Source organism: Variovorax sp. 10L426 (assembly GCF_056395305.1).
Map to the genome: position 1 here is coordinate 71,430 of NZ_JBFTJF010000002.1, position 23,990 is coordinate 95,419.

A 23,990-nucleotide genomic window follows, 5' to 3' on the forward strand; every position below is an offset into this window, starting at 1 on the left:
GCTCAATCTGCCTTCTGAATGGTCTCTCCGCGCAGTGGCCCCATGTCGCGAATGTTGAAGCGATGGCGTTTCCATCCTTCATACGTCCGGCGCCAGTTCACCAGAGAGACGAAGTAATAGACCACCTTGAACATCCACAATGACCGGCGATACCCACGCCCTTGATGGATATCGGCGGCGAGCAGGGACATGAGCCCCTGCTTTGCGTTGAGGATGTTCTGCGGATGCATGAACATGTCCCGGATCGTCGGGTTCGTGACGCGATAGATGAACCATGAATAGTCGCGCGGGCCCACGCGCATGCGCTTCTCGAGTTCCTTCCGCGCCTCGGCCAGTTGCTGTGGCCGGTCCAGCGCCGTCTGCACGAGTTGTGCGCCGTCGAAAGCGCTCTGCATCGCCAGGAACACACCCGACGAGAACATCGGGTCGATGAAGGTGAAGGCATCGCCCACCATGAGGTAGCGCGCGCCGGTCGCGTGCGAGCTCGAATACGAGAAGTTGCCCGTCGCGTGCACTCGATCGTCGACCAGCGTCGCGTCCTTCAGCCGGTCGTGCAGTTCCGGGCACATCGCGATGGTGTCGAAGAAGTACTCCTTCAGCGGCTTGTCTCGCGCCTTCAGGTAGTAGGACCAGCACACTGCGCCGACGCTGGTGGTGCCGTCGGCCAGCGGGATGAACCAGAACCAGCCGTGCTCGAACCAGCAGATGCTGATGTTGCCCTCACGCTTGCCTTCCAGCCGCCGCGCGTTGCGGAAGTGCCCGAAGAGCGCGGTGCTGTTGTGATGCGCGTTCTTCTTCTTGCACTTGAACTTGTTGGCCAACAGCGTGTCGCGGCCGCTGGCATCGACGACGAAGCGCGTTCGCCATGTTCGGCTGTCGCCGTCGTCGAGCTGCGCATGCACCGTGGCGCCGGTGTCGTCGAAATCGACCTCGCGCACCTTGGCGCCCTCAATGGCCAGCGCGCCCACCTTGGCGGCATTGCGGAACAACAGTTCGTCGAGCTCCGAACGGCGCACCTGCCACGCGGAGTCCTTGGTGGGGTCCCACCCCTCCGAGAAATCGACGTAGCTGCAGTAGTCGAGGTCCGGCGGCACGAACTCGATCCCGAACTTGGGCATGCCGATCTTGTCGACTTCAGCGCGCACGCCGAGCTTGTCGAACAGATCGACATTGCCCGGCAGCAGCGATTCGCCGATGTGGAATCGCGGGTGATGCTCCTTCTCGAGCAACACCACGCTTCGACCTTCGCGCGCGAGAAGCGCTGCGATGGTCGAACCCGCAGGCCCTCCACCGATGACGAGCACATCGCATTCCTGAACTGCTTGCATGAGCTGACTTTCCTTCTCTTCCAATTTCCAATTTCCAATGGCGCGCTGCCGCTGGCGATCAGCGGTTTGGCGTCGTGCCGACCGGAGCGTGGCCAGGTCGGGCCATGAGCGTGAGCAACGGACCCGTTGCGGCCGTCGTCACCAGCGCCATGACCAGCAGCATCGTGAACAGCTCGGCACCGATCAATCCCGCATCCAGTCCGACCTTGATGACGATCAACTCCATCAGGCCGCGTGAGTTCATCAGCGTGCCGGTCGCAAGGCTTTCTCGCCAACCATAGCCACACACCCTCGCGCCGGCCGCACCGCCCGCGATCTTGCCAAACATCGCCACCAGCAAGATCAGCCCCATGGCTCCCAGCCCGGCGCCGGCGAACGCGCCCGGCGTTGTCCCCAGGCCCGCGAGCGCGAAGAAGATCGGCATCAGCACGATGATCGACAAGGGCTCCAGCCTCTCGATCAGATGCTTCAGCAGTCGGTCATCGCGGGGCAGACTCACCCCGAACAGAAAGGCGCCGAAGACGGCGTGGAGATGCAGCCACTCGGTCACCATGGCACAGGCGAGCAGTCCGATCATGAGGGCCGCCAGCACCATGGAGGAGGGCACGCCGTCTGGCGCATGCACCCGCAGCATTCGGGCCAGCGCGGGCTTGATGACGACGAACACGACGGCGACCAGCGCGACCAGCCCCAGGCTGATCCTGAAGAAACCCTCGAATCCCGCCCCCGAACTCGCGAAGGCGACGACCAGGGCCAGCAGCACCCAAGCCAACGAGTCCACCACGCCCGCCGCACCCAGCGCCAGTTGCCCGATCCGCGTTTGCGTCATGTGGCGGTCCTTCAGGATGCGCGCGAGCACCGGAAAGGCCGTGATCGACAGCGCCACGCCGAGGAAGAGGGCGAACGGCCAGAACGGCGATCCACTGGGCGCCAACGTGGGATGGAGGACGGGCGCGATCGACAGGCCGAGGACCATAGGCAACACCATGCTGCAGACGCCGACCCAGCCCGCAGCCTTGACCTGCGCGACGATGCCACTCGGCGCGCGAAGCTCGGCGCCGACCACGAACATGAACACGACGATACCCAGGGATGCCAAAGACGACAGACCTTGCAGCGAGTCCGGCGGAAACAGTTGTGCATGCCATTGGGGAAACAGCGCCCCGAGCACGACGGGCCCCAACAGGATGCCGGCCGCCATCTCGCCAATGACCATCGGCTGGCCGAAAGCGCGAAGCAACAGGCCGCATCCCCGGGCGACGACCAGGATGACGGTCAGTTGAAGGAGCAAGAGCGCGAGTGACATGGACAAACCGGAAAAAACGACCCGAAGTATGTCGCATGATTCCACTTTCACATTTTCACAACCCCGATGAGCGACATTCAAAAACGCATTGCGGACAGCTTCAACGCGCAAGGCCTGATGACCACCATGGGTGCACGCCTTGTCATGGTGGCGGACGGCGAAGTCCATATCGAGTTGCCCTTCTCGATCGGCCTCTCTCAGCAGCATGGTTACCTTCATGCAGGCGCGACGACAAGCATTGTCGACAGCGCATGTGGCTATGCAGCATTGACGAAGGCACCGCCTGGTTTCGAGGTCGTCACCGCGGAATTCAAAATCAACCTCATACGACCGGCTCTCGGCGAGCGCTTCCTGGCCATCGGACGGGTGCAGAACTCTGGAAAGCTCCTGACGGTCTGCAGCGGCGAAGTCCGGGCGTTTTCTGGCGCTGGAGATGCATACAAGGTGGTTGCTCTCATGCAGGCCACCATCGTGAATGTTGGACGCCAGCGTTGACGATTCCAAGTCTGGAGATGACGAATGCCAAGCGACCACAAGTACGGGTGCCACGTACGTGAAGCTAGGTGGCCGCCGGGATGGCGCACCCGGCCCCACTTTTTTGAGAATGGATGCAGGGGCCTGAATGGCTCCTTCCCTCGTTGAGGAGATTCGCATGCGTCTCTCGTTTTTGACCGTTCGCGTCACCGCCGTCGCTCTCACCTGCGTGGCGGCGCCCCTGCTCGCCCAGGATCTGCCCGCCATACCTCCGCTGCAAACCCAGGGAGCCGCAAGCTTCACGTGCGGCGGCATTGGCCAAGCATCGTCCAAGGCGATGCTCGCGGCCCGGAAGGACTACCCGCTGTCGCTGCTGTTCGCATCTGCCAGCGGCGAATACATGGCCTCGGTCAATGTGACGATCAAGGATGCAAAGGGCGCCAGCGTTCTGACGGTTCCGTCGACCGGCCCCATCTGCCTGATCAAGCTGCCGGACGGAAGCTACACCGTCGAAGGACAAGCGATGGGCAAGACCAAGTCGCAGAGCGTCACGATTGGCGGTGGCCCGAAGGCGATCGATTTCAGCTTCTAGCCCGCCACCCGAAGCCGGATGGCCGGCCGTCCAAGGAGTCAACATGTGGGATCGCAGTCTTTCCTTTGTGGTCGCCGTCGCCTTCGGCATGCTCGCGAGTGGTTGCGCCAACTACCAACCGCCGAAACCCCTCATTGGCGGCTTCATGTCGCCGTTGGTGTCGCGCACCAGTTGCATTGACTCGGTCGCCCGCGAGTTCAAGGTGCCGAAGGAAAGCGTGACGCCGACCAGCGACACGCAGACCATGCAAGACGGCATCTACGTCGTCACCCTGAGCATCGGCCCGGGAAAGCCGGCCGTGAACTGCACGGTCAATGAGAACGGCGTAGTCTCCGACGTCATCCGGGCGCGCTGAAGCCGCCCGCCGAGGAGGATGGCCTATGAGAAGCAGCGACGTGCTCAAGTTCGGCAGGTGGACCCGCTCGGCCGCTGCGACGGCCCTCGTCGCGTTCTGCACGCTGTCCGGCGCGCAAGACAGCGTCTACAAGTCGAAAGACAAGGCCGGTCCGGTGTTTTCCGACGAGCCGTCGCCGGGCGCCAAGGTCATTGATCTGCCGCCGCCGAACGTGATCCAGTCCGATCCGGTGCCCACGGCCCCGGCGCCATCGATCGACAACGCGCCGCCGCCCTACAGGTCGTTGACGATCCAATCGCCGGCGGATGGCAGCACGATCCATACGAACACGGGCGAGTTCTCGGTCAGTGTGAACATCAGCCCGGCCTTGCGAGCGGGCGCAGGCGACCGGATCAGGGTGACGTTGGACGGCAATGCCCTGCCGTCGAGTCATCAATCCGCGAAGTTCAAGGTCACCGCAGGCGACTGGCAGGGGGCGGCCGAGGACCGTGTCGAACACACGCTTCAGGTGGCGCTCGTCGACAAGACAGGCGCCGTGCTCCTCGAATCCGCCCCGGCGAGCTTTTACGCCCATCGCGCGACGCGGTGACGCCGGGCTTCGTCGCTCAGAAACGGTCTGCGAGGCCCATCGCGGGATCGCTCACCAGGTGCCGTCCGGTCTCGACCCGGCCCGCGAAGCGCCGGTAGAAGCTGGCATCCGTATCGCAGGTCACCACGAAGTCGTACCACTGGCCGCTGGCGTCCAGGCGCCAGCGCAGGCTGGCGTCGTCGCCGCCCTTGACGCGCACGCTCCACGAGCCGTCGGCGTTGGCGCCGATGCCGCCGTGGTCATCGTGATCGTTGTGGTCGTCATGCCCGCGGCCGTTGTTGTCGCGGCGGTCGTCATGGCCGTCCTTGCCGCCGAAGCCGAGCGCCTGGGGACGCGCGTAGGCCTTGTTCGGCCTCACGGTGAAGCGGCAATCGCGACGACCGTCGTTGCGCAACTGCAGGTGGATGTCGCCGCTTCGCGTGTCGTAACCCACGCGGATCTCGGGCGCTGCCGCACCGGCTGCACGCAGCGCGTTCAGGTCGCCCTTGAACTGGCGATGGAAGCCGTTGGGGCCAAGCACCCAAAGGTCATACAGCCCCGCGTTGTCGGTCATCGCGGTCCAGTCGCCGTTGAGTTGCTTGCCGGGCTCGACCATGTAGCGGCGTGGGAGGCGGTCTGACAGGTGCAGCTTGTCGTAGACATGGAACACGGCAGCGGCGCGACCGCTGTTGGCGAACAGCAGCTGGATGCGTCCGTTGGCCGAGTCGCTGCGCGCGCTCGTGTGCAGCTCGTAGGGCAGGGCGCGCGAAGGACGCACGCCGGTGGCCTGCACGGGCAGGGTGGGGTCCGTCGGCGGGATGATCTTCGGCAGCGCCTGCTGGGCGGCCGTCAGCGCATCGGCCTCGTCCTTGGTCTTGCGGCCGGCCAGGGTGGGCAGCGGCTCGTCGTTGGGCCGCTCGAAGTTGAAGGCGCTGGTGAGGTCGCTGCAGACGGCTCGGCGGTACTTGCTGATCTGGGGCTCGACCACGCCGAAGCACTTCTCCAGGAAGAGCAGTGTCGATGTGTGGTCGGACACTTGCGAGTTGACCCAGCCGCCGCGGCTCCAGGGCGATACCACCCACATCGGCACGCGCGGGCCCGGACCGTAGGGCCGGCCGTCGGCAGCGGGCTGGCTCGCGGTGGCGGGCGCGAAGTTGTGATACTCGACCGCCACGTCGGCGTCGGCCAGCGTGTAGCCGCCGGACAGCGAACCGTCGGCATTGCGTGACGGCACCGACGGCGAGGGCAGATGGTCGAAGAAGCCATCGTTCTCGTCGAAGTTGATCAGCAGCACGGTCTTGCTCCAGACCTCGGGGTTGGCGGTCAGCGCGTCCAGCACTTGCTGCACGTACCAGCCGCCCTTTGCCGGGCTCGACGGGCCGGGGTGCTCGCTGTAGGCGGACGGGGAAATGATCCACGACACCGCCGGCAGCGTGCCGTTCTTGACGTCGTCGCGGAACGTTTCGAGGAAGCCGTACGGCATCGTGTTGCCGAAGCCCTTGGCCAGCGGGCTCAGGGTGTCGTCGACGACCGGGTCATAGAACGGGCCGGCCGCGGTGACCGGCTGGGTGATGTCCGTCGCCGCGACATAGACTGGACGACGCGCCGCCGGCATCTGCTCGATCGCAGCACGCCAATGGCGGAAGCCCATCATTCGTTGCAGCCGTAGTTGTCGATCAGGCTCTGGTAGACCTTCCATTTCACGCCGGCCTTCTCCAGGCGGTCGGCGTAGGTGGTCCAGGTCCAACCGTCGGTGGAAGCGCCGATGTCATTGCCGCCGTTGAACTGGTTGTTCAATGCCGCGACCTGGACCTTGCTGCCGTCGAGCGGGCTGACACCGTTCGGGCCGTTGGTGCCGCTCCAATAGAACAGCCGGTTCGCGATGGTGCCCGTGTGCATGCCGCAGTGGTAGTGGTCGCACAGCGTGAAAGCTTCGGCCAGCGCGCGCTGGAATGGGACTTCCGCGGTTTCGTAGTAGCCCATCGCCAATTGGCCCTTGGCGTCCGGCCACTTGTACATGCGGCCATGGTCCCATGCCGCCTGCGAATCGGACCAGGTGTGGGGCGTGCTGCCGGCGCGCTGCGCGTTGCCCTGGCTCTCGTCGAGGTGGTAGGGGACGAAGGTGCTCGGCGGCGTTGTCTTGGTATAGGTCTGCGAGAAGACGTTCTTGCCGTTGGGCGCCGGCACGGCAAAGCGGTCGCCGAAGCCGCGCACGCCCTTGAACGTGCCGAAGTAGCTGTCGAAGGAGCGGTTCTCCTGCATCAGCAGCACCACGTGCTTCACATCCTTGACGGTGCCGGTGTCGTGATGCGCGGGGATGGCCAGCGCGCGGCGGATGCTGGGGGGAAAGGTGGCCAGCGTGGCGGCGGCGATGCCGGTGCCGGTGGTGCTCTGGAGAAACTTGCGTCGTGTGGTCATGTGTTTGAGTTGGTTCTTGAGGGTGATGGCACGCGCAGAGCGTCAGGGGGCGTAGCTCACGCTGGGCTGGCTGGTGTCCGACGAAGTCGAGGCGGCATCGGGCTTGTTGGCGGTGCTGCTGGTTGCAGAGGTGCCGGTTGCGGCAGTTGCTCCGCCGAGGCCGCTGCCACCGCCATCACCGCCACAGGCGGTCAAGGCGCATGCCAGGATCGAAAGCGCGACAGGCGCGCGCAAGACAAACCATGGATTCATAGTCGGGGTACTCCGTTACTCGGGATCGTGGACGCAGGGACGTCGACGGCGTTCCGGCGGTGATCCCTCTTCGTTCTTGGGGCGCTGCCCCGCCGAGGCAGCCGGATCTGCCTCGAAGAACGGTGGTGTTGGCCGCCATGCATCGAGGCGTGCCAAGACTAGGCATCGCCTGTGACGTCGCGATGTAACGACGATGACGCCGCGATGTAGCGGCGATGACGGATGTCGGGGGCAAAAAAAAGCGCCCACTTGGGGCGCTTTATGTCGAGGGATCGCCCCCACCGAGGCGACCCAAGGTGGGAGGAATTCCGGGACTACTCGAGAGCGATCAGGGCGCGGCCACTTGCACTTTCGCGAAGAGCCCGGCTTTCGCGTTGTCGTTGTATTGAGCTGGGCCCGGATATGCAAGCGAAAGAACACCGTTCCAGAACACGAAGCCCGGATCTGCATCACTGCCGACGGAAGGGCTTGTCGCCGTTGGATCGTAGACGCCGACATTGAGATCGTCGTAACTACCTGGTTGCCCGATCGGCGCAGGGCCCTCGGTGTTCGTGTTGTAGACCACCTCATAGATGAAGGTGTCCGGCAGCGTCACATTGAGCGAACGAAGATCGAACGCGATCTTGAAAGCGAGCCCGTTTTTGCAGACGCCGTTCGAATCCTTCCATTTGCCAACTTCCACGCCCGTGCATGTCGGATCGGCGGCGGGTCGATACGGAATGCTGAAAGTCTGAGTGACGGTTCCAAGCAACGTGGTGCGCGTGTCGTCGTAGACGTTCATCGTTATGGGATGGTCATACGAAGAGTTCGCGCTCGAAGCGCAATTGTTCAAGTTCCAGTGACCGGTTTGGCAGGCCCAACTGCTCATTCCAACGGTGATGCTGTCGAGAAGTCGGGGGGTGCCGGGTTTCAGGGTGACTCGATCGCCGAGACTCTTGAGTTGGTAAGCCTCGAAGCCGTAGCTCACCACGTTCGACGGCAACGGCGAAGGCATCGAATCGAAGGCGATGGCGCCTGTCGTCACTGTCACCGTCGCGGGCTTGCTGTCCACCTTGCCGTCGTTGACGATCAGGCTCGCGACATAGGTGCCCGCAACGTCTGGGGTGAAGGTTGGCTTTGCCGTGTCAGCGCCGACGAGCGTAGCTACGCTGCCTGCGGGCTTGCTGACCAGTGTCCATGCATAGGAGAGCGTATCGCCACTGTCGGCGTCTGTGCTCCCGCTTCCGTCGAGATTGACCACCTTTCCGGCAGTCGCGCTTTGCGCAGCGCCTGCATTGCTCACAGGCGCATTGTTGCCAATCAAGGAACCCTGCGGCGGAGGCACTGGGGTGGGGGCGGGGGCTTGGGCAGCCGGCGCCGGCGCCTGGGAAACCGGGAAAGAGAAACCAGAGCTACCGCCGCCGCCGCATCCGGCGAGGGCCAAAGCTGCCGCAGCTGCAGCGATCGTGAGAGTCAGGGGTTTCGGGCAGGGGGTCAGGTGGAGGCTCATTGGAAGTAGTGCTTTTTTCGGAAAGAGCGATGTTCCGATTGACCGCGTTGCGGGACCCCCTCCCAAAGGGAGGGGTTCGCCTCCGCCGCCTCCTGAAGCGTGAAATACCGCACGCTGCAAGGACGCCAGTCGTCGTCAACCGGCGCGACGTTCCAATGGCCAGATGGCTTCGAGCGCCTTGCCGCCGCTGCGATAGGCCTGGCAGGTGTCGGCCAATGCGGGCTTGGGCAGCGGGCCGGGCACGGCGAGCAGCGTGCGCAGGCCGCCACGCTCGCGGCCCAAGGCGAACCAGGTCTGCATGGCGGTGGTAGCGGCCGGGCCCATCAGTTCGGTGAGGTGCGTGCAGCCCTTGTTGCCGCCCACGAGATTGCGGACTCTCTTCGTGAAGCCGGCGCCGATCTTCAGCCCGACCAGCGCGTCATAGTTCGCATTGCTCTCGGCGCAATACGGCGTGGGCGCGGCTTCGCTGTGCACCTCCATTGCGCGGATCACGAGCTGGTTGTCGACCGTCATGACGATCCGCATCCGGTGCAGGTCTTCACCGGGGCCCAGCGGCTTGAAGAAGAGATCGGAACCGTTCGGCGAGATGTCGCGCATGGTGCTTTCCACGTCCAGCAGGCCGTCGTCGCGCAGGTAGCCTTTGCAGACGATTTCGCGGGTGTGCAGCAGCCGACGGGAAGATGGGGTGGCGGTCGATTCCATGGGGGTCTGTGTCCTCGGCAGATTCTTTGGGCGTGATCCGATGCTCGGCGAGTCTGCCGGCGCGAGCCCCACCCTGCGTGGGTGGTCGGGTGGCGACTGACGACCCGTTCACCACCCGTTCGGGGTGGCAATCGCTCCCGCGATGCGCGGTTTACTCGGGGCAACTCAAGAGACAACCCCCCATGCCGGACCGCACCATGCTCCCACCCAGCACATTCCACCCTTGCCCCACGCCCGGCGGCGTGGCCGAGCGGCCGATCGGCCCGCTTGAAATCGACGCGGCCATGGCCCGCCAGGGCCTGCCGCGGGTGGCGCACATCCCGGAAACCAGCCTGTTCCGCAACCTGGAGGTTTCCGCGCAACGCTACCCGGCCAAGACGGCGATCCATTTCTTCGGCAAGGCTGTTTCATACGCCGAGCTGCTGGCCGATGTGGAAGCCATGGCCGGCTACCTGCAACGCGTGTGCGGCGTGGCCAAGGGCGATCGCGTGATGGTATTCAGCCAGAACTGCCCGCAGTTCATCACCGCGTACTTCGCCGTCCTGCGCGCGGATGCGGTGTTCGTGCCGGTCAATGCGATGCTGTTGCGCGACGAGCTCGAACACATCGTCAACGACAGCGGCGCGATGGTGGTCTTCGTGGCCAGCGAGTTGCTCGAGCGCATGACGCCTTTCCTGGGCGCCAAGTCGTTGAAGAAGGTCGTCGTGCATGCCTATGGCGATGCGCTCGGCGATGAAGACCCGGAACTTCCCACGCCGGATTGGCTGCGCACGAGCGTCACCGACCTGCAGATGCCGCCGCGGGCCATCTCATGGAACGAAGCACTCGCGCGCAGGTGCGTCCCCGACGCCCATAGCGCCGGCCCCGACGACCTGTGCATGCTGCCCTACACCTCGGGCACCACCGGCAAGCCCAAGGCCTGCGCGCACACGCATCGCACGGTGATGACCTCGTGCGTCGGCTCGTCGCTGTGGCGGCGCACCAACCCCTCGTCGGTGTACCTGGCCGTGGCGCCGCTGTTCCATCTGCTGGGGCTGCAGAACAACGTCAACTCCGCCATCTTCTGGGGCGGAACCATCGTGCTGATGCCTCGCTGGGACCGCGAGGCGGCGGCAGTGCTCATCGAGCGCCATCGCGTGAGCTTCTGGGCTGCGCTGCCGGCGATGCTGGTCGACTTCTTCGCGCAACCCGGCATCGAAGCGCGCGACCTGAGCAGCTTGACGGTCGTGACGGGCGGCGGCGCGGCCACGCCGCAGCATGTGAACGACATCCTCAAGCAACGCTACGGCCTCGATTACGTCGAAGGTTACGGTTTGACCGAAAGCGCCAACTTCCTCTGCGCCAATCCGCTCCACAAGCCGAAGAAGGGTTGCCTCGGCGTGCCGACCTTCGGCGTGGACCTGCGCATCATCGATCCGGATTCACTGTGGCCCGTGCCCCAGGGCCAGGCGGGCGAGATCGTGGTGCATGCCGCGCAGATCATGCTGGGCTACTGGAACCACCCGGGCGCCAATGCCGAGAGCTTCATCGTCATCGACGGCAAGCGCTTCTTCCGCACGGGCGACCTCGCGAGCATGGACGAGGAAGGCTATGTCTTCATGCGCGACCGCCTCAAGCGAATGATCAACGCATCGGGCTTCAAGGTCTGGCCGGCCGAAGTCGAAGCCGCCCTGCACAGCCATCCGTCGATCCTCGAAGCCTGCGTGATCGCCTCGCCCGACGAGCGGCGCGGTGAGACCGTCAAGGCGGTCGTCACACTGCGACGCGGGAGCAAGGACGACAGCGCCAGCCTGCTGGCGTGGTGCCGCAAGCACATGGCGACCTACAAGGCGCCGCGCATCGTGCAGATCGTCGATGCCCTGCCGAAGAACGCCACCGGAAAGATCGCCTGGCGCGAACTGCAGGAGCAGGAAGCACGCGTCGCATCGGCCGCCCACTGAGAGCAATCACCATGACCATGTCCATGACGCTGGCGCTGCAGCGCTCGATCCAGGCCACGCCCGAGCGCGTGGCCACGGTGTTCCACGCCCGCCGCCAGAGCTTTCGCGAATTCGGCGATCGCGTGGCGCGCCTGGCGGGTGCGCTGCAGGCCACCGGCATGAAGGCCGGTGATCGTGTCGGCATGCTCGGGGTCAACTCCGACCGCTGGCTCGAATGCCTGATGGGTGTGTGGTGGGCCGGCGGTGTGCTCAATCCGGTCAACACGCGCTGGAGCATGCCGGAGATCCTCTATTCGCTCGATGACAGTGACACCAGCATCCTGGTGATCGACGACCACTTCCTGAACCGCGTGGAGGGCATCCGCGCAACGGCAAAGCGTGTCCCGGTCTTCATCTATGCCGGCGAAGGCGAAACGCCCGCGGGCATGTTGTCTTTCGAAGCATTGATCGAAGCCGCCGATCCCGTCGAGGACGCCGGCCGCACCGGCGGCGACCTGGCCTGCATCCTCTACACCGGCGGCACCACCGGCTTCCCGAAAGGCGTGATGCACAGCCACTGGACACTGTGGTCCATCGGCATCCAGCGTCTTGCGCAAACGCCGATGCCGGGCGCGAGCGTCGCGCTGCACGTGGCGCCGCTGTTCCACATGGGCGGCATCGGCCGCGCGCTGGTGCAGTTCATCGCGGGTGAGACGCACGTGCTCGCACCCAGCTTCGATGCGCGAGAAGTGATGGAGATCATCGAACGCGAGCGCGTGACCGACCTGCTGCTGGTGCCGACGATGCTGCAGGCGCTGATCACGCACCCCGAGTTCGATTGCTTCGATCTCGGGAGCCTGAAGCGCATGGTCTACGGCGCGTCGCCCATCGCCGAATCGGTGCTCGAGCGCGCGATGGATATGCTGCCCGGCGTCGAGTTCACCCATTCCTATGGGATGACGGAACTGGGCGGAGCGACCTCTAACCCGCCCGAGAACCACGGCGCCGAAGGACGCGCTTCGGGTCTGTCGCGCTCTGCGGGTCGGGCCACCTTCGGCGTCATGGCCAAGGTGGTCGATGCGAACGGACAGGAGGTGCCGCGCGGCGAAGTCGGTGAACTCATCGTGCGTGGCCCCAACGTGATGCTCGGCTACTGGAACAAGCCCGAGGAAACTGCGCGCGCGCTGCGCGACGGTTGGCTCTACACCGGCGATGGCGCGCGCATGGACGAAGGCGGACACGTCTTCATCGTCGACCGGCTCAAGGACATGATCGTGAGTGGTGGCGAGAACGTCTACTCGGCCGAGGTCGAGAACGTGATCGCCCGCCACCCGGCCGTGCAAGCCTGTGCTGTCATCGCCGTGCCGCACGCGCAATGGGGCGAGGCGGTGCATGCGGTGGTGGTGCGCAAGCCCGGCGCCCAACTGGACGATGCGAGCCTGCACGACCATTGCCGCAGCCTCATCGCCGGCTACAAGTGCCCGAAGACCGTCGAGTTCCGTGAAGCCCTGCCTCTGTCTGCGGCGGGCAAGGTGCTCAAGCGCGAGTTGCGCGAGCCGCACTGGGTGGGGCAGCTGCGCCAGGTGAGCTGACGGCGATGGCGTTTCGCACGCGCATCACCGAGCTGTTCGGTATCCGCCACCCGATCCTGCTCGGAGGCATGCATCACCTGGGGCAGTCGGGCATCGTCGCGGCGGTCGTCAATGCGGGCGCCATGGGCTTCATCACGGCGCGGTCCTTCGATTCGCTGGATGACCTGCGCGCAGACCTCCGACGCTGCCGCGAGTTGACCGAGGGCAAGGCCTTCGGCGTCAACCTCACGCTTTCACGACGACCAGGCGCCAACAGGCACGTGCCGGGTTGGATCGAGACCGCGCTGGAAGAAGGCGTGCGCCATTTCGAAAGCGCCGGCGATTCGCCCGAGCCTTTTATCGATCGCATCCACCGTGGCGGCGGCTTGCTGATGCACAAGTGCCCGAGCGTGCGCCACGCACAGACAGCGGCTCGCCTCGGCGTGGATGCCATCGCGCTGGTGGGATGCGAGGAGGGAGGCCATCCGGGCGCGAACCCGCTCTCTGCCTTCGTCAACGGCGCTTATGCGCTGGAGCAGATCGGCTTGCCGCTGGTCCTGGGCGGCGGTATCGGCAGCGGACGCCAGATCGCGGCGGCACTGGCATTGGGCGCCGACGGCGTGGTGATGGGCAGCCGCTTCATGGTGGCGCGGGAGATTCGCGCGCACGATGCCCTCAAGCAGCGCATCGTCGATGCCGATCAATACTGCTCGACTGCCATCCTCGGATCGCTCAACGACACCTGGCGCGTGCTGCACAACGAGGCGGCGCGCGAGGTGCAGAAGATCGAATCTGCGGGCGCGCGCAGCCATGGAGAGTTTGGCGACCTGATCCTCTCTTCGCGCACGCGCCAGCGCGTGTACGAGGAGGGTGACGTGGACGGCGGCATCGTGTCGCTGGGCCCGGCCGGCGGCTTTGCCGACGAGATCGCGCCGGCGGCGCAGATCATCGACAAGCTCGTGCGTGATGCGGCACGGGCTGCGGTTGCTTTTGCGCAAGTCGTGCGCGCTTGATGCTACCCTTATGCGACATTGCACGGCGCTTCGCTGATGTGGCCGACCTCTCATGGCGCGGGCGCCGGCAATGTGGAGAACGCCATGCAAACGCTGCCCATCCCGTGCCGTTTTTTCCTGCTGAGCGCACTGATTTTTTGCGCCACTCTCTTCTTGAGTTGCAGCGGAGGTGGCGGCGGAACTTCAGGCACGGCCAGCACCGTTGGTAGCGGTTCGGGCAGCACAACCACCGGAACGGGCAGCGGCAACACAACCGGCGGGACCGGAAGCACAGGCGGGACAAGCAGCGCATCAGGCGGCACCGGGATGTCCGCGGCCGGCGACGTCGTGACCTACCACAACGACATTGCGCGTACCGGTCAGAACCTCAACGAAACCATCCTCACGCCCGCGAACGTCAACGCAACAACGTTCGGCAAAGTCGGCTTCTTTACGGTCGACGGCAAGGTGGATGGGCAGCCGCTTTTCGTCGGCTCGCTCGCGATTGCCGGCGGCACGCATAACGTGCTGTACGTCGTGACCGAACACGACAGCGTGTTTGCGTTCGATGCCGACACCGGCGCGCAACTGTGGAAGGCATCGGCACTTGGCGTCGGCGAAACAACGAGCGACGACCACGGTTGCGGCCAGATCACGCCTGAGATCGGTATCACGTCGACGCCGGTCATCGACCGCTCACGCGGTACGCACGGCACGATCTTTGTCGTCGCGATGACGAAGGATTCCGGCGGCGGCTACCACCAGCGCGTACATGCGCTCGACCTCGCGACCGGCGCCGAACAGCTGAACGGACCGATCGAGGTCGCAGCATCGTATCCGGGTACCGGTGCGAACAGTTCGAACGGCCGCGTCGTGTTTGCGCCGTCGTTCTATGCTGAACGCGCGGGGTTGCTGCTGCTCAACGGCGTCGTCTACACGACGTGGACCTCGCATTGCGACGGGGGCGCGTATACCGGCTGGATCATCGGCTACAGCGCCGACACGTTGCAGCAGACCTCCGTACTCAACGTCACGCCGAATGGTTCGCTCGGTTCAGTCTGGATGAGCGGCGCCGGCCCCGCATCGGATGGCTCGTCGATTTACCTGCTCGACGCGAATGGCACGTTCGATACGACCTTGAACGCCAGTGGCTTTCCTGCACAAGGCGACTTCGGCAATACATATCTGAAACTCGGCACTACCGGCGGGCTGTCGGTCGCGGATTATTTCGCGATGTCGAACATTGTTCAGGAGTCCAACGCCGATGAAGATCTCGGGTCGGGTGGCGCGCTTGTGCTGCCGGATCTCGTGGATGCGAGCGGCGCTGCTCATCATCTCACCCTGGGAGCGGGCAAGGACGACATCATCTATGTGCTCAATCGTGACTCGATGGGGAAATTCAACGCTGCCGGCAACAACATCTACCAGGAGATTCCTGCACAGTTGAGCGGCGGCCAATTTGGCATGCCGGCCTATTTCAACAATACGGTTTATTTTGGCTCCGTCAGCGATCACTTGAAGGCGTTCACGATTACCAATGCGCGGTTGTCGGCGACGCCTTCCAGTCAGACCGCCATGATTTTTGTCTTTCCCGGGACGACGCCGAGCGTATCGGCCAATGGGTCTGCCAACGGTATCGTGTGGGCGGCCGAGAATGGCAATATTGCGGCGTTGCATGCGTTTGATCCTGGCAATCTTGCCACCGAGCTGTACAACAGCAATCAAATGGGTACGCGTGACCAGTTCGGTGCGGGAAACAAGTACATCACGCCGATGGTTGCCAATGGGAAGGTTTATGTCGGGACCACGAATGGCGTCGCTGTTTTTGGTCTTCTTGCGAAGGGTTGAAGAGAGGTGAACTGCTGGATCCAGAATCTTCACTACGCTGGCAGTCCGGAGGACAATTCTCTGATGGACACGACAGACCACAGCCTGCAAAGCCTGTTTCGGCAACTTGGATTGCCGAGTACGAAGTCGGACATTGAACTGTTCCTCGCGCAGCGTCGCCCTCTGAGCAATGAGGTTCGGCTCGCCGATGCGCCGTTCTGGACGCCCGGCCAGGCGCAGTTCCTGCGCGAAGAAATCAACGAAGACGCCGATTGGGCCGAGATGGTGGACCAACTGGACGTGCTGTTGCGTGAGTAGCTGAATCGATTGCGCCGCGCTCTGGGAACTCACAGACGGAAACCGGTCGTACAACGCTCCGGTTCAGCGGCGGGCCGCGCAGCGGACCATCCGCCGCAACGGGTTGTTAGCCGCGCGCGCGCCGGTAGTGCATGGCGACCGCGCCGCTACGGAGCGGCTTCGCCGAGACCAACTCGAGCCGTCGCGTGCTGGGCAGCCCGCTCTGGTACAGGGTCGGGCCGTGGCCGGCGATCCTGGGGTGGACGAGGAACTTGTACTCGTCGATCAGATCCAGCCGATCGAGTTCGGTCGCGAGCTTGCCGCTACCGAGGAGCACGCCGGCTGGGGTCGCGTCCTTCAGCTTCTGCACACCCGTGCGCAGATCGCCAGCGATGTGGTGGCTGTTGGTCCACGGGAAGGTCTTTCGCGTCGACGACACGACGTACTTCGGCTTGGCCTCCAGTTTGACCGCCCACTCGCGCATCGCCGGCGGCGCCTCCTGGTTGCCGCGGACGACCGCCGGCCAGTAGCTCTCCATCATCTCGTAGGTGACGCGGCCCCACAGCATCGCCCCTCCCTCGTCCATGAGGCGGGTGAAGAAAGCGTGTGTCTCGTCGTCGGCGATTCCCTCCCGGTGGTCGACGCAACCGTCGAGGGTGACGTTGATGCTGAAGGTCAAGAGTCCCATGGCGGCGAATCTACTCCGAGTTGGGCGGACCGCTGTGCTGCGCGGTGGGCCATCGCTTCTGGCCAAGCGAATCAGACGCCTGATAGCGGTCCTTCGCCAATGCCTGCGCTGCGAAGCCGAAGGTCGCGCAATGCGCGGAGGTGGCATCGCCGGTATGGGTCATGGAGGCAACTCCAGTCTGAGCAATGCACTTTTACACCGTGCGTTCCAGGTAATGCGGCAAGGTCGCATTGAGCCCCTTGAAGCCAAAGCGACGACGGGTTTCGTCGGAGGATCGCATCTTCCCGGTGCTTCGGAGCGCTGGGCGCAGAGCGAGCCCTTCAAGCTGACCGTTTGAAGAATACGTGCGCGAACATCCGAAACGGACTGCCTAGGTGAACAGCTGATGGATGTGAACCTGGGCGGTCTGCATCAGCTGAATCTCTTCGCTTAGCGTTCGCCTGCTCACCATTAAGGAATCGCGGAGGCGGCCGTATGCCTGCCACGCCGCCAACGGGTCGTTCTCCACCAAGTTCGCAATGGCGCGGAGTGGCAGCCATCCCATGTTCGCGGTATGCTCAAAACGCACATCTCTTCCTATTGTCCAGTTCTAGCAACCGGCAGCCGTTGCCTAGGGAGGGCATGATGACGACGGTAATGGTAGTGGAGGACGACCCGGCATTCCTCAATCGGTTTTGCAAGATTGTTGCCTCCGACATCGAACTCGAACTCTTTGCGGCGGTCGCTGATCTCGCTTCCGCTCGTCAGGCAATGAGCAAGGCGGCGCCTGACGTATTGTTGACGGACCTCGGATTGCCCGACGGCAGTGGCATCGACCTGATACGGGAAACAGCACGACGCCACCCCGAAACGGACATCATGGTCATCACGGTGTTCGGCGACGAAGACCATGTGATCGCCAGCATCGAGGCCGGGGCGACTGGCTACATTCTCAAGGACAGCCTCCCGCAGGAGTTCGTCCAATTGATCAAGCAACTACGGGCCGGGGGCTCTCCGATCAGCCCGATGATCGCCCGGCAGTTGCTCAAGCGGCTCAAGCCCCGCGGCACTGCTGCAGCCGAGGGCCGGACTGAGGAAACTCCGCTCTCGGCGAGGGAGGCGGAGGTTTTGGCCTTGATTGCCAAGGGTTTCAGCTTCGGCGAGATTGCCCGTTTGCTGGGTGTGTCGCAACACACCGTCATTTCGCATGTGAAGAAGATCTATCAGAAGCTCGTCGTGCACTCTCGTGGGGAGGCGGTTTATGAGGCCGGCAAGATGGGTCTTATCTAGATCGTCCGCGGAATGATCTCGTGGTCGCCCCCAAATCGGCCTTCGTTATTGCGCGCGACGGTACTGGTGCTCGTTATCGCCCTGCTGGCTCTGCCAACTCCGTCCCTCGGGGCCGGCGGCAATCCGCTGCTGCAGCTCGAGCAGGCCGATTTCATCCTGGACGATTCTCCTGGGCCTCCACCGGATTCCGCGGCTTGGCGGCGGCAGCCTTTGCCGGACAACTGGCTCGTTTCGCACCCCGGAGCCTCCGGTTACGGCTGGTATCGGCTGCACTTCGTTTTGTCAGCCGAGCCTGATGAACTGTACGCAGCCTACGTGCCTTTGCTGGAGACTTTCGGAGCCTTGTACGTGAATGGGGAGCATGCCGGCCAGACCGGGGCCTTCGAGCGCGTGTCACGCACAGCGCAACTATCCCAGCCATTTGTGGCGGGCGCTCCGCCAGTCTTGCTCGGATACGCTCCTCGGCTGTTTTCAATTCGCCACGACCTCCTGCACGAAGGCACCAACACGATTCACCTGCGGATATGGGTCACAGACGGCACACGCGGAGCTTTGTCAGGCATCGCGATCGGACAGGAACCTTTGGTTCGCGCCGTGTACGAGCAGCGCGTCCTGATTTCAGTCGCCGGCCCGCGAATGATCGTGCTCTTTTCCTTCGGATTCGGGCTGTTCATCTTGCTGCTTTGGCTTCGGCGTCGGCACGAGACCCTGTACGGCTACGCCGGATTGACGGCGCTCGCGTTCGCCCTCTTTGTCGCCGGAAGGTTCGTGATCACCGAGCCGCCCATTCCGTTGCCGTATTGGGGCGTGGTGGTATGGAGCGGATTGGAAGCCTACATCGTGCTGATGTGCCTTTTCGCCCTGCGCTACGGAGGGTGGCACCGGCCGCGCTTCGAACGTTGGCTGTGGGGCTATCTGATCGTGTCACCGCTTCTCGACTACGCCTCGTTTGTCGGCATCGGAGGATGGGTCATTCAGCAATGGTGGCTCATGACCTTCGTGCTGACCGTCGTCTATGTCGCGATCTTCTGGTTCATTGCCTGGCAACGAAAGACACTGGAAACGCTGGGCCTCGCCATCGCGGGGTCCTTCAAACTTGTCATCTCCGCCAACGAACGCCTGTTGGCCTATCCGATCGACCTGCCGCGCTATCAACCATATGCCTATCTGCCGATGTTCTTCATGATCGGATGGATTCTCATCGACCGCTTCGCAAGATCGCTCAACGAAACCGAAAAGCTGAACGCGGAGCTGGAAAAGCGTGTCGCAGAAAAGCATGCCGAGCTCGCGCGCAGCTACGAGCGCATGCAGACGATGGAACGCCAGCAGGCTGTCGTGGAAGAGCGCAGCCGCATCATGCGCGACATGCACGACGGCATCGGCGCGCAGTTGATTTCGGCCTTGAGCCTGGTCGAGCAGGGCGAGTCTTCGGCAACAGAAGTCGCCGCCGCCCTGCGGGAGTGCCTGGACGATCTTCGGCTCACCATCGACTCGCTGGAGCCGACCGAAAATGATCTCCTCGCGGTGATGGGAAACCTGCGCTACCGGCTCGACGGACGCCTGCGCAAACAAGGTATTGATCTCGACTGGCGAGTGCGTGAAGTGCCGGGGCTCGCCTGTCTCACACCGCAGAACGTCCTGCACATTCTGCGCATCCTGCAGGAGGCGTTCACCAATATCGTGAAGCATGCCCGAGCGACCTGCATACACGTCGAGACCGGATTGGACGCAGCGGGCGAGCACGTCTATATCCAGGTGCGCGACAACGGCGTTGGCTTCTCCGGTGAACACACCGGTCGCGGCATCGCCAGCATGAGGCATCGCGCGAAGATCATCGGCGGCCGCCTGGACTTCCAGCCGTCGGCCGCCGGCACAACTCTCAATCTGCTGCTGCCGATTTCTTGAATCGCCCAGCTGGAGTGGCCGCCTCCTTCGCCCGGAACCGCGTACCACGATGGAAGTCCATCCCTTCTTCGCGGGATGGGGTTCCACATTCGCGGGATTCATCAGCTTCCATCGAACCTCTAAGCTGGGATTTGTCGGGGGTCCAACAGACTCCATCTCTTCAGAGCATTTCCTCGGAGGTTTCACCCATGAAAGCGAAAAATGCGCTCTATGCAACTGTGCTGCTGGTGGTCACCGTGATTGGAAGCGCGAGGGCCGAGGATTTGCGCGTCGTCATCGAGGCGGACAACACCCGCTGGCTCGCCGCGTACAACACCAACACACCAGCGGCCTTCCCGGCGATGTACACGAAAGACGCGGTCGTACTGCCGCCGGGGTCGCAGCCGGTCAATGGAAGGCAAGCGATCGGACAGTTCTGGGAAGACCGACTCAAGCCGGGCAACAGGAAGGACCACACCTTCGAGATTGTCAGCCTTCAGCAGGATGGCCTGTATGCCTATCAGGTCGCTCGCTGGACACTCAGGATCATCGGCAAGACCGGCGAGCCGGTGAAAGTGTCCGGCAGCACCGTCCGCATCTTCGAGCACCAGCCCGACGGTGCTTGGCTCACCAAGGTGCACATCTTCAACCTTGACCAATGACCGTATCGTGGCGGCCAACCAGCGCTTCCTGCAGGACGTGGGCGCGACGCCTGCATCCTTTGCCGACGAGCATGTGGAGAACGTATTCGGCATCCGCTTCGACGCTCTGGCATCGGCAGCGCAATCGGGCGTCGACCCCATCGCCTTGCGCCTGCTGCGCTCGGGCACCCAGTGCTTCGCGCTGGCGCGCCATCCGCGCCGCGTGCGCCAGATCCAGAGCCTGGCGAGCGGACATGCGAGCCGCGATGCCTCGGCCGCCGCGCTCGAACGATTGGCGGGGAGCGACACGCGCATGGCAGCGAATGTGCGCCAGGCGCATGGGGGCACCCTGTTCCTGGACGAGATCTACCTTGGACGACGCAGCAGCCCATTCACTCGCAGGCGTAGCTACCGGCAACGAATGCATCGCCACCCTTGTAAGTCGCCTTCTGCGGATAGGGGCAGATGGGCTGTCCTATCGGCTCGGCACTGCCGGCGATTGAAGTCAGGTCAATGCGGTCCGGTGCCGCTCCACCCTCGACCCACTTGGTCAGAAGGTCATAGACCTGGGTGGTCTTGAAAGTCGGCGGGCTGGCATTTGCATTGGATGTCGCGTTGACGGACCCGTGACCATTGCCTGGGACCCGGTAGAAGCGATAGAACGACTTGACGTTTTCGAGGCCACCCATCTGGGCCAGCACACGGTTGTAGTAGTTGACGGAGCCCATCGAGAAGATGAGTTCGTCGTTGACGCCGTGGTAATGCAGCAATTTGCCGCCGCGATTCTTAAATGCCGAGAGGTCTGGGTTGTCCGTGTTGATGCGAGCGAACGCGTCTTGCAGTGCGACTCCTCGGTCGAATGCATTGGCGAAGTCTGCGTAGGACAGTGTGCGCCAGCCTTCCGCGCCGTTCCCAGTGGCGTTCTTGAAATTGGGTCCAGCCACGCTTGGGTTCTGAAGCTCCAGAGCGAGCATGTCGGTGCCGATGCTAAACGGCGAGGCAGGATTCGCGAGGCCGAAAGGAATGCCGGTTTGCCTCAGGAATTCAGCTTGGTAGAAGGACGTGCCGCGCGGCAGTCCGTACCACTTCTGCACACCTTGCAGAGTCGCGTTCATTCCGTTGTCGACCGCCGGGTCTGGCACGCTTCCATCTGCCGTTGGTCCGTACCAGATTTTGTTGAACGCCTGCGCCTGGGACAGATTCACGCAGGACGTCGAGGTGCTGGCGCCAATGACTGGTGATTGGCCAGCAACACCCGCGCAAAGCGCATTGGCGTCCCGGGTCGGGTCGTATCGACACTGATCGGTGTCGAGAATGAAGCCGAGGTGCTTTCCGCCGACCAGGTCGCATGCATTGATGGCTGCGTTGGACACAAAGTCCATCTGCTCAAGGCTCGGAATGGGAATTCCTTTGTCCACCAAATCACGCAGCCAGACGATCTGCGGATAGACCTCCGCTGTCGTGAAGCGGGTCCAGTTGATGGCGGGAACGCCAGAGACGATACCGTCAAAGTCCTCCGGATAGGCTTGGGCCGACTGCAGCCCTTGCCGGCCTCCCGTCGACGCCGCATCAAAGTATGAGTACTTGGGTGCGCTGCCGTAGTAGGCTTTTGCGAGGGCCTTTGCCTTCAGAGCCATCTCGTGCACGCTGCGAACCGAAAAGTCTTCCCACAGCGTCTTGTTGATGGTGCCGTCAGGATTCATCGCAAAGGAGCCTGTGGCCATCGGGTCGAAGTGCCCCATGTCCTCCGAGGCGGTGACAGCCCCTTCGGAGGATGCAATGTCGGGTGCGCGCAGCCCTCCGGTCGAGGCTCCCGTGCCCATTCCTGTCAGCGTGCCTTCGCTCGACCCGCCCCACCCTCCGTTGCCCGTGGCATGGAAGCGTCCGTTCCAGTTCGCTTTGGTCGGCAGCCACACATGAATGCCAATGCCTTTCGACGTTGACGGCGCACCGGCCGGGCCGGGATTGCCCGGTCCCACGTTGAGTTTGACCAGGCACACTTCATTTGTGGCGACCGTGGTGGCCGGCGTAGCCGCGCCTTCCAGGATGAAAGGGTCCCCCTTGTTGAAACGCTTGACCAGCAACACCGTGGTCTGGTCGTCGGACTTGAAGTGCTCTGCAATGCTGTTGTCGCACTCCAGCGCGGCGATTGCCGTTGGCGGATTGCCGCCGCCAGCGGCCGGGCCACCGTTCCAGCCGCTGCCGCCGCCGCCGCATCCTGCAATCAATGCTGTCGCCCCCACGATGGCGCAAAGCGTCCATTGCGAGAACCTCTTTTTCGTGGGGGATCGCAGTACTGATTTCATGAGTCTCCTTCGTTGAGTCGCCTGGATGAACTGAAGTGCATCCCATTGATGCACTACACGACGTCTTTGGGGAAGGGTAGGGAACAACGTCCCAGGCATCTTTCAAAAACAGGTGGTTTCCTTTCAAGAAAGCGGCTGCGACTGCTGACGTTAACCCTAGAGTCCGGGTACCCGATGCACAAAAATGCATGAAGCACAGCGCACAATTCCGATATGTCTGAACAGCCTACCGAGGCATGGCGAATCAATGCGCCACCGCCGCTTGCCAATCACGTGGGGTGGAAGGGATTCCCCATGACGCTGGAACGCCTGCCAGGAGGGGGAGAGGCAGGTAACGTGGTTCTGCCTCACGCGGCGATTGCGATGGTTCGTAAAGGCTCCGGCCGGCGGTGGCTCACCACCGCGGGACGAACGCAGGAGTTCCAAAGTGCTCCCGGAATGATTGGTCTGTGCCCGGCCGGATTTCGCATTGACCATGCGCGTTGGGATGGGGACGAAGGCGAAGTTGTCGCCATGCAGTTGCCCGCTTTGTTGGTGACGCCGCTGCTGCAGGACGATTTGCCTACGTTCGAGTTATTGCCACACCTCGAGCTTTTCGATGGTGCTCTCTCCTACTTGTTCAGCGCCCTTTGGGAGCAATCAGCCGCCGGAATGCCGTGGGGTTCGATGTACTCTGAAGGTGTCACGCTCGCTCTTCTTGGCCTGCTCGGCAACAAGTACGGCAAGCGCTCTTGCGTCGAATCCGTCGAGGCCGGACGATTCGGCGCACGTGACCGCGCACGCTTGCACGCAGTCATATCTGACCATCTTTCGGGTGACCTGCGCATCGCCAGGCTTGCCGATGTCCTGTCAATGAGTCCATACCATTTCACGCGAATGTTCAAAGCCACCTTTGGGCAGCCTGTCCATGCGTATGTACTGGAGCGGAAGATAGAAGCCGCCAGGTTGGCACTGCGTCAGCAAGTCGATAGGCCGCTCGCCGAGATTGCCAGTGACTGCGGATTCTGCAGTCAAGCCCACCTCACCGAAGCGTTTCGTCGAAAGGTGGGCACAACCCCAGCACGCTGGAGGAAGTCGGCCTAGGTCTGCAACGGGCGCGAAGCGCCGAGCAG

22 protein-coding genes and 1 pseudogene are annotated in these 23,990 nt (G+C 63.4%); 13 read left to right on the plus strand and 10 right to left on the minus strand.

Annotated features, from left to right (window positions below; genetic code table 11):
• Nucleotides 1–2: 2 nt before the first annotated feature.
• Together AC1DHL_RS03040 and AC1DHL_RS03045 are read right to left on the minus strand one after the other, a co-directional pair.
• On the minus strand, nucleotides 3–1,328 hold the full coding sequence (locus AC1DHL_RS03040; protein ID WP_478160526.1) for an NAD(P)/FAD-dependent oxidoreductase: 1,326 nt from the start codon (nucleotides 1,326–1,328) through the stop codon (nucleotides 3–5).
• Nucleotides 1,329–1,386: 58 nt separating this feature from the next.
• Nucleotides 1,387–2,634 (minus strand): cation:proton antiporter, encoded by a 1,248-nt coding sequence (locus AC1DHL_RS03045; protein WP_478160528.1) that lies wholly within the window; start codon nucleotides 2,632–2,634, stop codon nucleotides 1,387–1,389.
• Nucleotides 2,635–2,700: 66 nt separating this feature from the next.
• On the opposite strand from AC1DHL_RS03045, the gene AC1DHL_RS03050 reads away from it, so the two are divergent.
• The 4 genes from AC1DHL_RS03050 to AC1DHL_RS03065 all read left to right on the plus strand — a co-directional run bounded on the left by AC1DHL_RS03050 (nucleotide 2,701) and on the right by AC1DHL_RS03065 (nucleotide 4,644).
• Nucleotides 2,701–3,129: a PaaI family thioesterase gene (locus tag AC1DHL_RS03050; RefSeq protein ID WP_478104644.1), complete on the plus strand. Its 429-nt coding sequence runs from the start codon at nucleotides 2,701–2,703 to the stop codon at nucleotides 3,127–3,129.
• 157 nt (nucleotides 3,130–3,286) lie between these two features.
• Entirely contained in the window at nucleotides 3,287–3,700 is a 414-nt protein-coding gene (locus AC1DHL_RS03055; RefSeq protein WP_478104645.1) for a carboxypeptidase regulatory-like domain-containing protein, read from the plus strand.
• A gap of 43 nt (nucleotides 3,701–3,743) precedes the next feature.
• Entirely contained in the window at nucleotides 3,744–4,055 is a 312-nt protein-coding gene (locus tag AC1DHL_RS03060) for a hypothetical protein (RefSeq protein WP_478160530.1), read from the plus strand.
• 25 nt (nucleotides 4,056–4,080) lie between these two features.
• Nucleotides 4,081–4,644: a hypothetical protein gene (locus AC1DHL_RS03065; RefSeq protein WP_478160532.1), complete on the plus strand. Its 564-nt coding sequence runs from the start codon at nucleotides 4,081–4,083 to the stop codon at nucleotides 4,642–4,644.
• A 16-nt stretch (nucleotides 4,645–4,660) separates the two neighbouring features.
• On the opposite strand, the pseudogene AC1DHL_RS03070 reads toward AC1DHL_RS03065, so the two are convergent.
• The 4 genes and pseudogenes from AC1DHL_RS03070 to AC1DHL_RS03085 all read right to left on the minus strand — a co-directional run bounded on the left by AC1DHL_RS03070 (nucleotide 4,661) and on the right by AC1DHL_RS03085 (nucleotide 9,484).
• A pseudogene (locus AC1DHL_RS03070) lies at nucleotides 4,661–7,041 on the minus strand (phosphocholine-specific phospholipase C).
• A gap of 42 nt (nucleotides 7,042–7,083) precedes the next feature.
• Nucleotides 7,084–7,293, minus strand: a complete 210-nt coding sequence (locus AC1DHL_RS03075; RefSeq protein ID WP_478160534.1) for a hypothetical protein — start codon at nucleotides 7,291–7,293, stop codon at nucleotides 7,084–7,086.
• 328 nt (nucleotides 7,294–7,621) lie between these two features.
• On the minus strand, nucleotides 7,622–8,902 hold the full coding sequence (locus AC1DHL_RS03080; RefSeq protein ID WP_478160536.1) for a PKD domain-containing protein: 1,281 nt from the start codon (nucleotides 8,900–8,902) through the stop codon (nucleotides 7,622–7,624).
• Nucleotides 8,903–8,917: 15 nt separating this feature from the next.
• Nucleotides 8,918–9,484 (minus strand): DUF2889 domain-containing protein, encoded by a 567-nt coding sequence (locus tag AC1DHL_RS03085; RefSeq protein ID WP_478104651.1) that lies wholly within the window; start codon nucleotides 9,482–9,484, stop codon nucleotides 8,918–8,920.
• A 284-nt stretch (nucleotides 9,485–9,768) separates the two neighbouring features.
• On the opposite strand from AC1DHL_RS03085, the gene AC1DHL_RS03090 reads away from it, so the two are divergent.
• From AC1DHL_RS03090 to AC1DHL_RS03110, 5 genes are all read left to right on the plus strand, one after another.
• Nucleotides 9,769–11,424 carry a long-chain fatty acid--CoA ligase gene (locus tag AC1DHL_RS03090; RefSeq protein ID WP_478160948.1) on the plus strand — a complete coding sequence of 552 codons (1,656 nt, stop codon included), beginning with the start codon at nucleotides 9,769–9,771 and terminating at the stop codon, nucleotides 11,422–11,424.
• A gap of 17 nt (nucleotides 11,425–11,441) precedes the next feature.
• On the plus strand, nucleotides 11,442–12,995 hold the full coding sequence (locus AC1DHL_RS03095) for a long-chain-fatty-acid--CoA ligase (protein WP_478160949.1): 1,554 nt from the start codon (nucleotides 11,442–11,444) through the stop codon (nucleotides 12,993–12,995).
• A gap of 5 nt (nucleotides 12,996–13,000) precedes the next feature.
• Nucleotides 13,001–13,987 carry an NAD(P)H-dependent flavin oxidoreductase gene (locus tag AC1DHL_RS03100; protein ID WP_478160538.1) on the plus strand — a complete coding sequence of 329 codons (987 nt, stop codon included), beginning with the start codon at nucleotides 13,001–13,003 and terminating at the stop codon, nucleotides 13,985–13,987.
• Nucleotides 13,988–14,071: 84 nt separating this feature from the next.
• On the plus strand, nucleotides 14,072–15,814 hold the full coding sequence (locus tag AC1DHL_RS03105; protein ID WP_478160540.1) for a pyrrolo-quinoline quinone: 1,743 nt from the start codon (nucleotides 14,072–14,074) through the stop codon (nucleotides 15,812–15,814).
• A 63-nt stretch (nucleotides 15,815–15,877) separates the two neighbouring features.
• Nucleotides 15,878–16,111, plus strand: a complete 234-nt coding sequence (locus AC1DHL_RS03110; protein ID WP_478160542.1) for a DUF2789 domain-containing protein — start codon at nucleotides 15,878–15,880, stop codon at nucleotides 16,109–16,111.
• A 106-nt stretch (nucleotides 16,112–16,217) separates the two neighbouring features.
• On the opposite strand, the gene AC1DHL_RS03115 is transcribed toward AC1DHL_RS03110, so the two are convergent.
• Both AC1DHL_RS03115 and AC1DHL_RS03120 read right to left on the minus strand, forming a co-directional pair.
• Nucleotides 16,218–16,778: a dihydrofolate reductase family protein gene (locus tag AC1DHL_RS03115; RefSeq protein WP_478160544.1), complete on the minus strand. Its 561-nt coding sequence runs from the start codon at nucleotides 16,776–16,778 to the stop codon at nucleotides 16,218–16,220.
• A gap of 10 nt (nucleotides 16,779–16,788) precedes the next feature.
• On the minus strand, nucleotides 16,789–16,941 hold the full coding sequence (locus tag AC1DHL_RS03120) for a hypothetical protein (protein ID WP_478160546.1): 153 nt from the start codon (nucleotides 16,939–16,941) through the stop codon (nucleotides 16,789–16,791).
• A 458-nt stretch (nucleotides 16,942–17,399) separates the two neighbouring features.
• On the opposite strand from AC1DHL_RS03120, the gene AC1DHL_RS03125 reads away from it, so the two are divergent.
• From AC1DHL_RS03125 to AC1DHL_RS03135, 3 genes are all read left to right on the plus strand, one after another.
• Nucleotides 17,400–18,047 (plus strand): response regulator, encoded by a 648-nt coding sequence (locus tag AC1DHL_RS03125; RefSeq protein WP_478105942.1) that lies wholly within the window; start codon nucleotides 17,400–17,402, stop codon nucleotides 18,045–18,047.
• Between the two features lie 66 nt (nucleotides 18,048–18,113).
• Nucleotides 18,114–19,952, plus strand: a complete 1,839-nt coding sequence (locus AC1DHL_RS03130; RefSeq protein WP_478160548.1) for a sensor histidine kinase — start codon at nucleotides 18,114–18,116, stop codon at nucleotides 19,950–19,952.
• A 188-nt stretch (nucleotides 19,953–20,140) separates the two neighbouring features.
• Complete coding sequence (locus AC1DHL_RS03135; RefSeq protein ID WP_478105944.1) at nucleotides 20,141–20,593, plus strand: YybH family protein; 453 nt, start codon at nucleotides 20,141–20,143, stop codon at nucleotides 20,591–20,593.
• Here the strand turns inward: AC1DHL_RS03135 and AC1DHL_RS03140 are convergent.
• Entirely contained in the window at nucleotides 20,577–20,828 is a 252-nt protein-coding gene (locus AC1DHL_RS03140; RefSeq protein WP_478160550.1) for a hypothetical protein, read from the minus strand. The genes AC1DHL_RS03135 and AC1DHL_RS03140 overlap by 17 nt on opposite strands.
• Nucleotides 20,829–20,964: 136 nt before the next feature.
• Entirely contained in the window at nucleotides 20,965–22,878 is a 1,914-nt protein-coding gene (locus AC1DHL_RS03145; protein WP_478160552.1) for a tannase/feruloyl esterase family alpha/beta hydrolase, read from the minus strand.
• Between the two features lie 294 nt (nucleotides 22,879–23,172).
• Here AC1DHL_RS03145 and AC1DHL_RS03150 point away from each other — a divergent pair, with 294 nt between their 5' ends.
• Nucleotides 23,173–23,961, plus strand: a complete 789-nt coding sequence (locus AC1DHL_RS03150) for a helix-turn-helix domain-containing protein (protein WP_478160554.1) — start codon at nucleotides 23,173–23,175, stop codon at nucleotides 23,959–23,961.
• The last annotated feature ends 29 nt before the right edge of the window (nucleotides 23,962–23,990 follow it).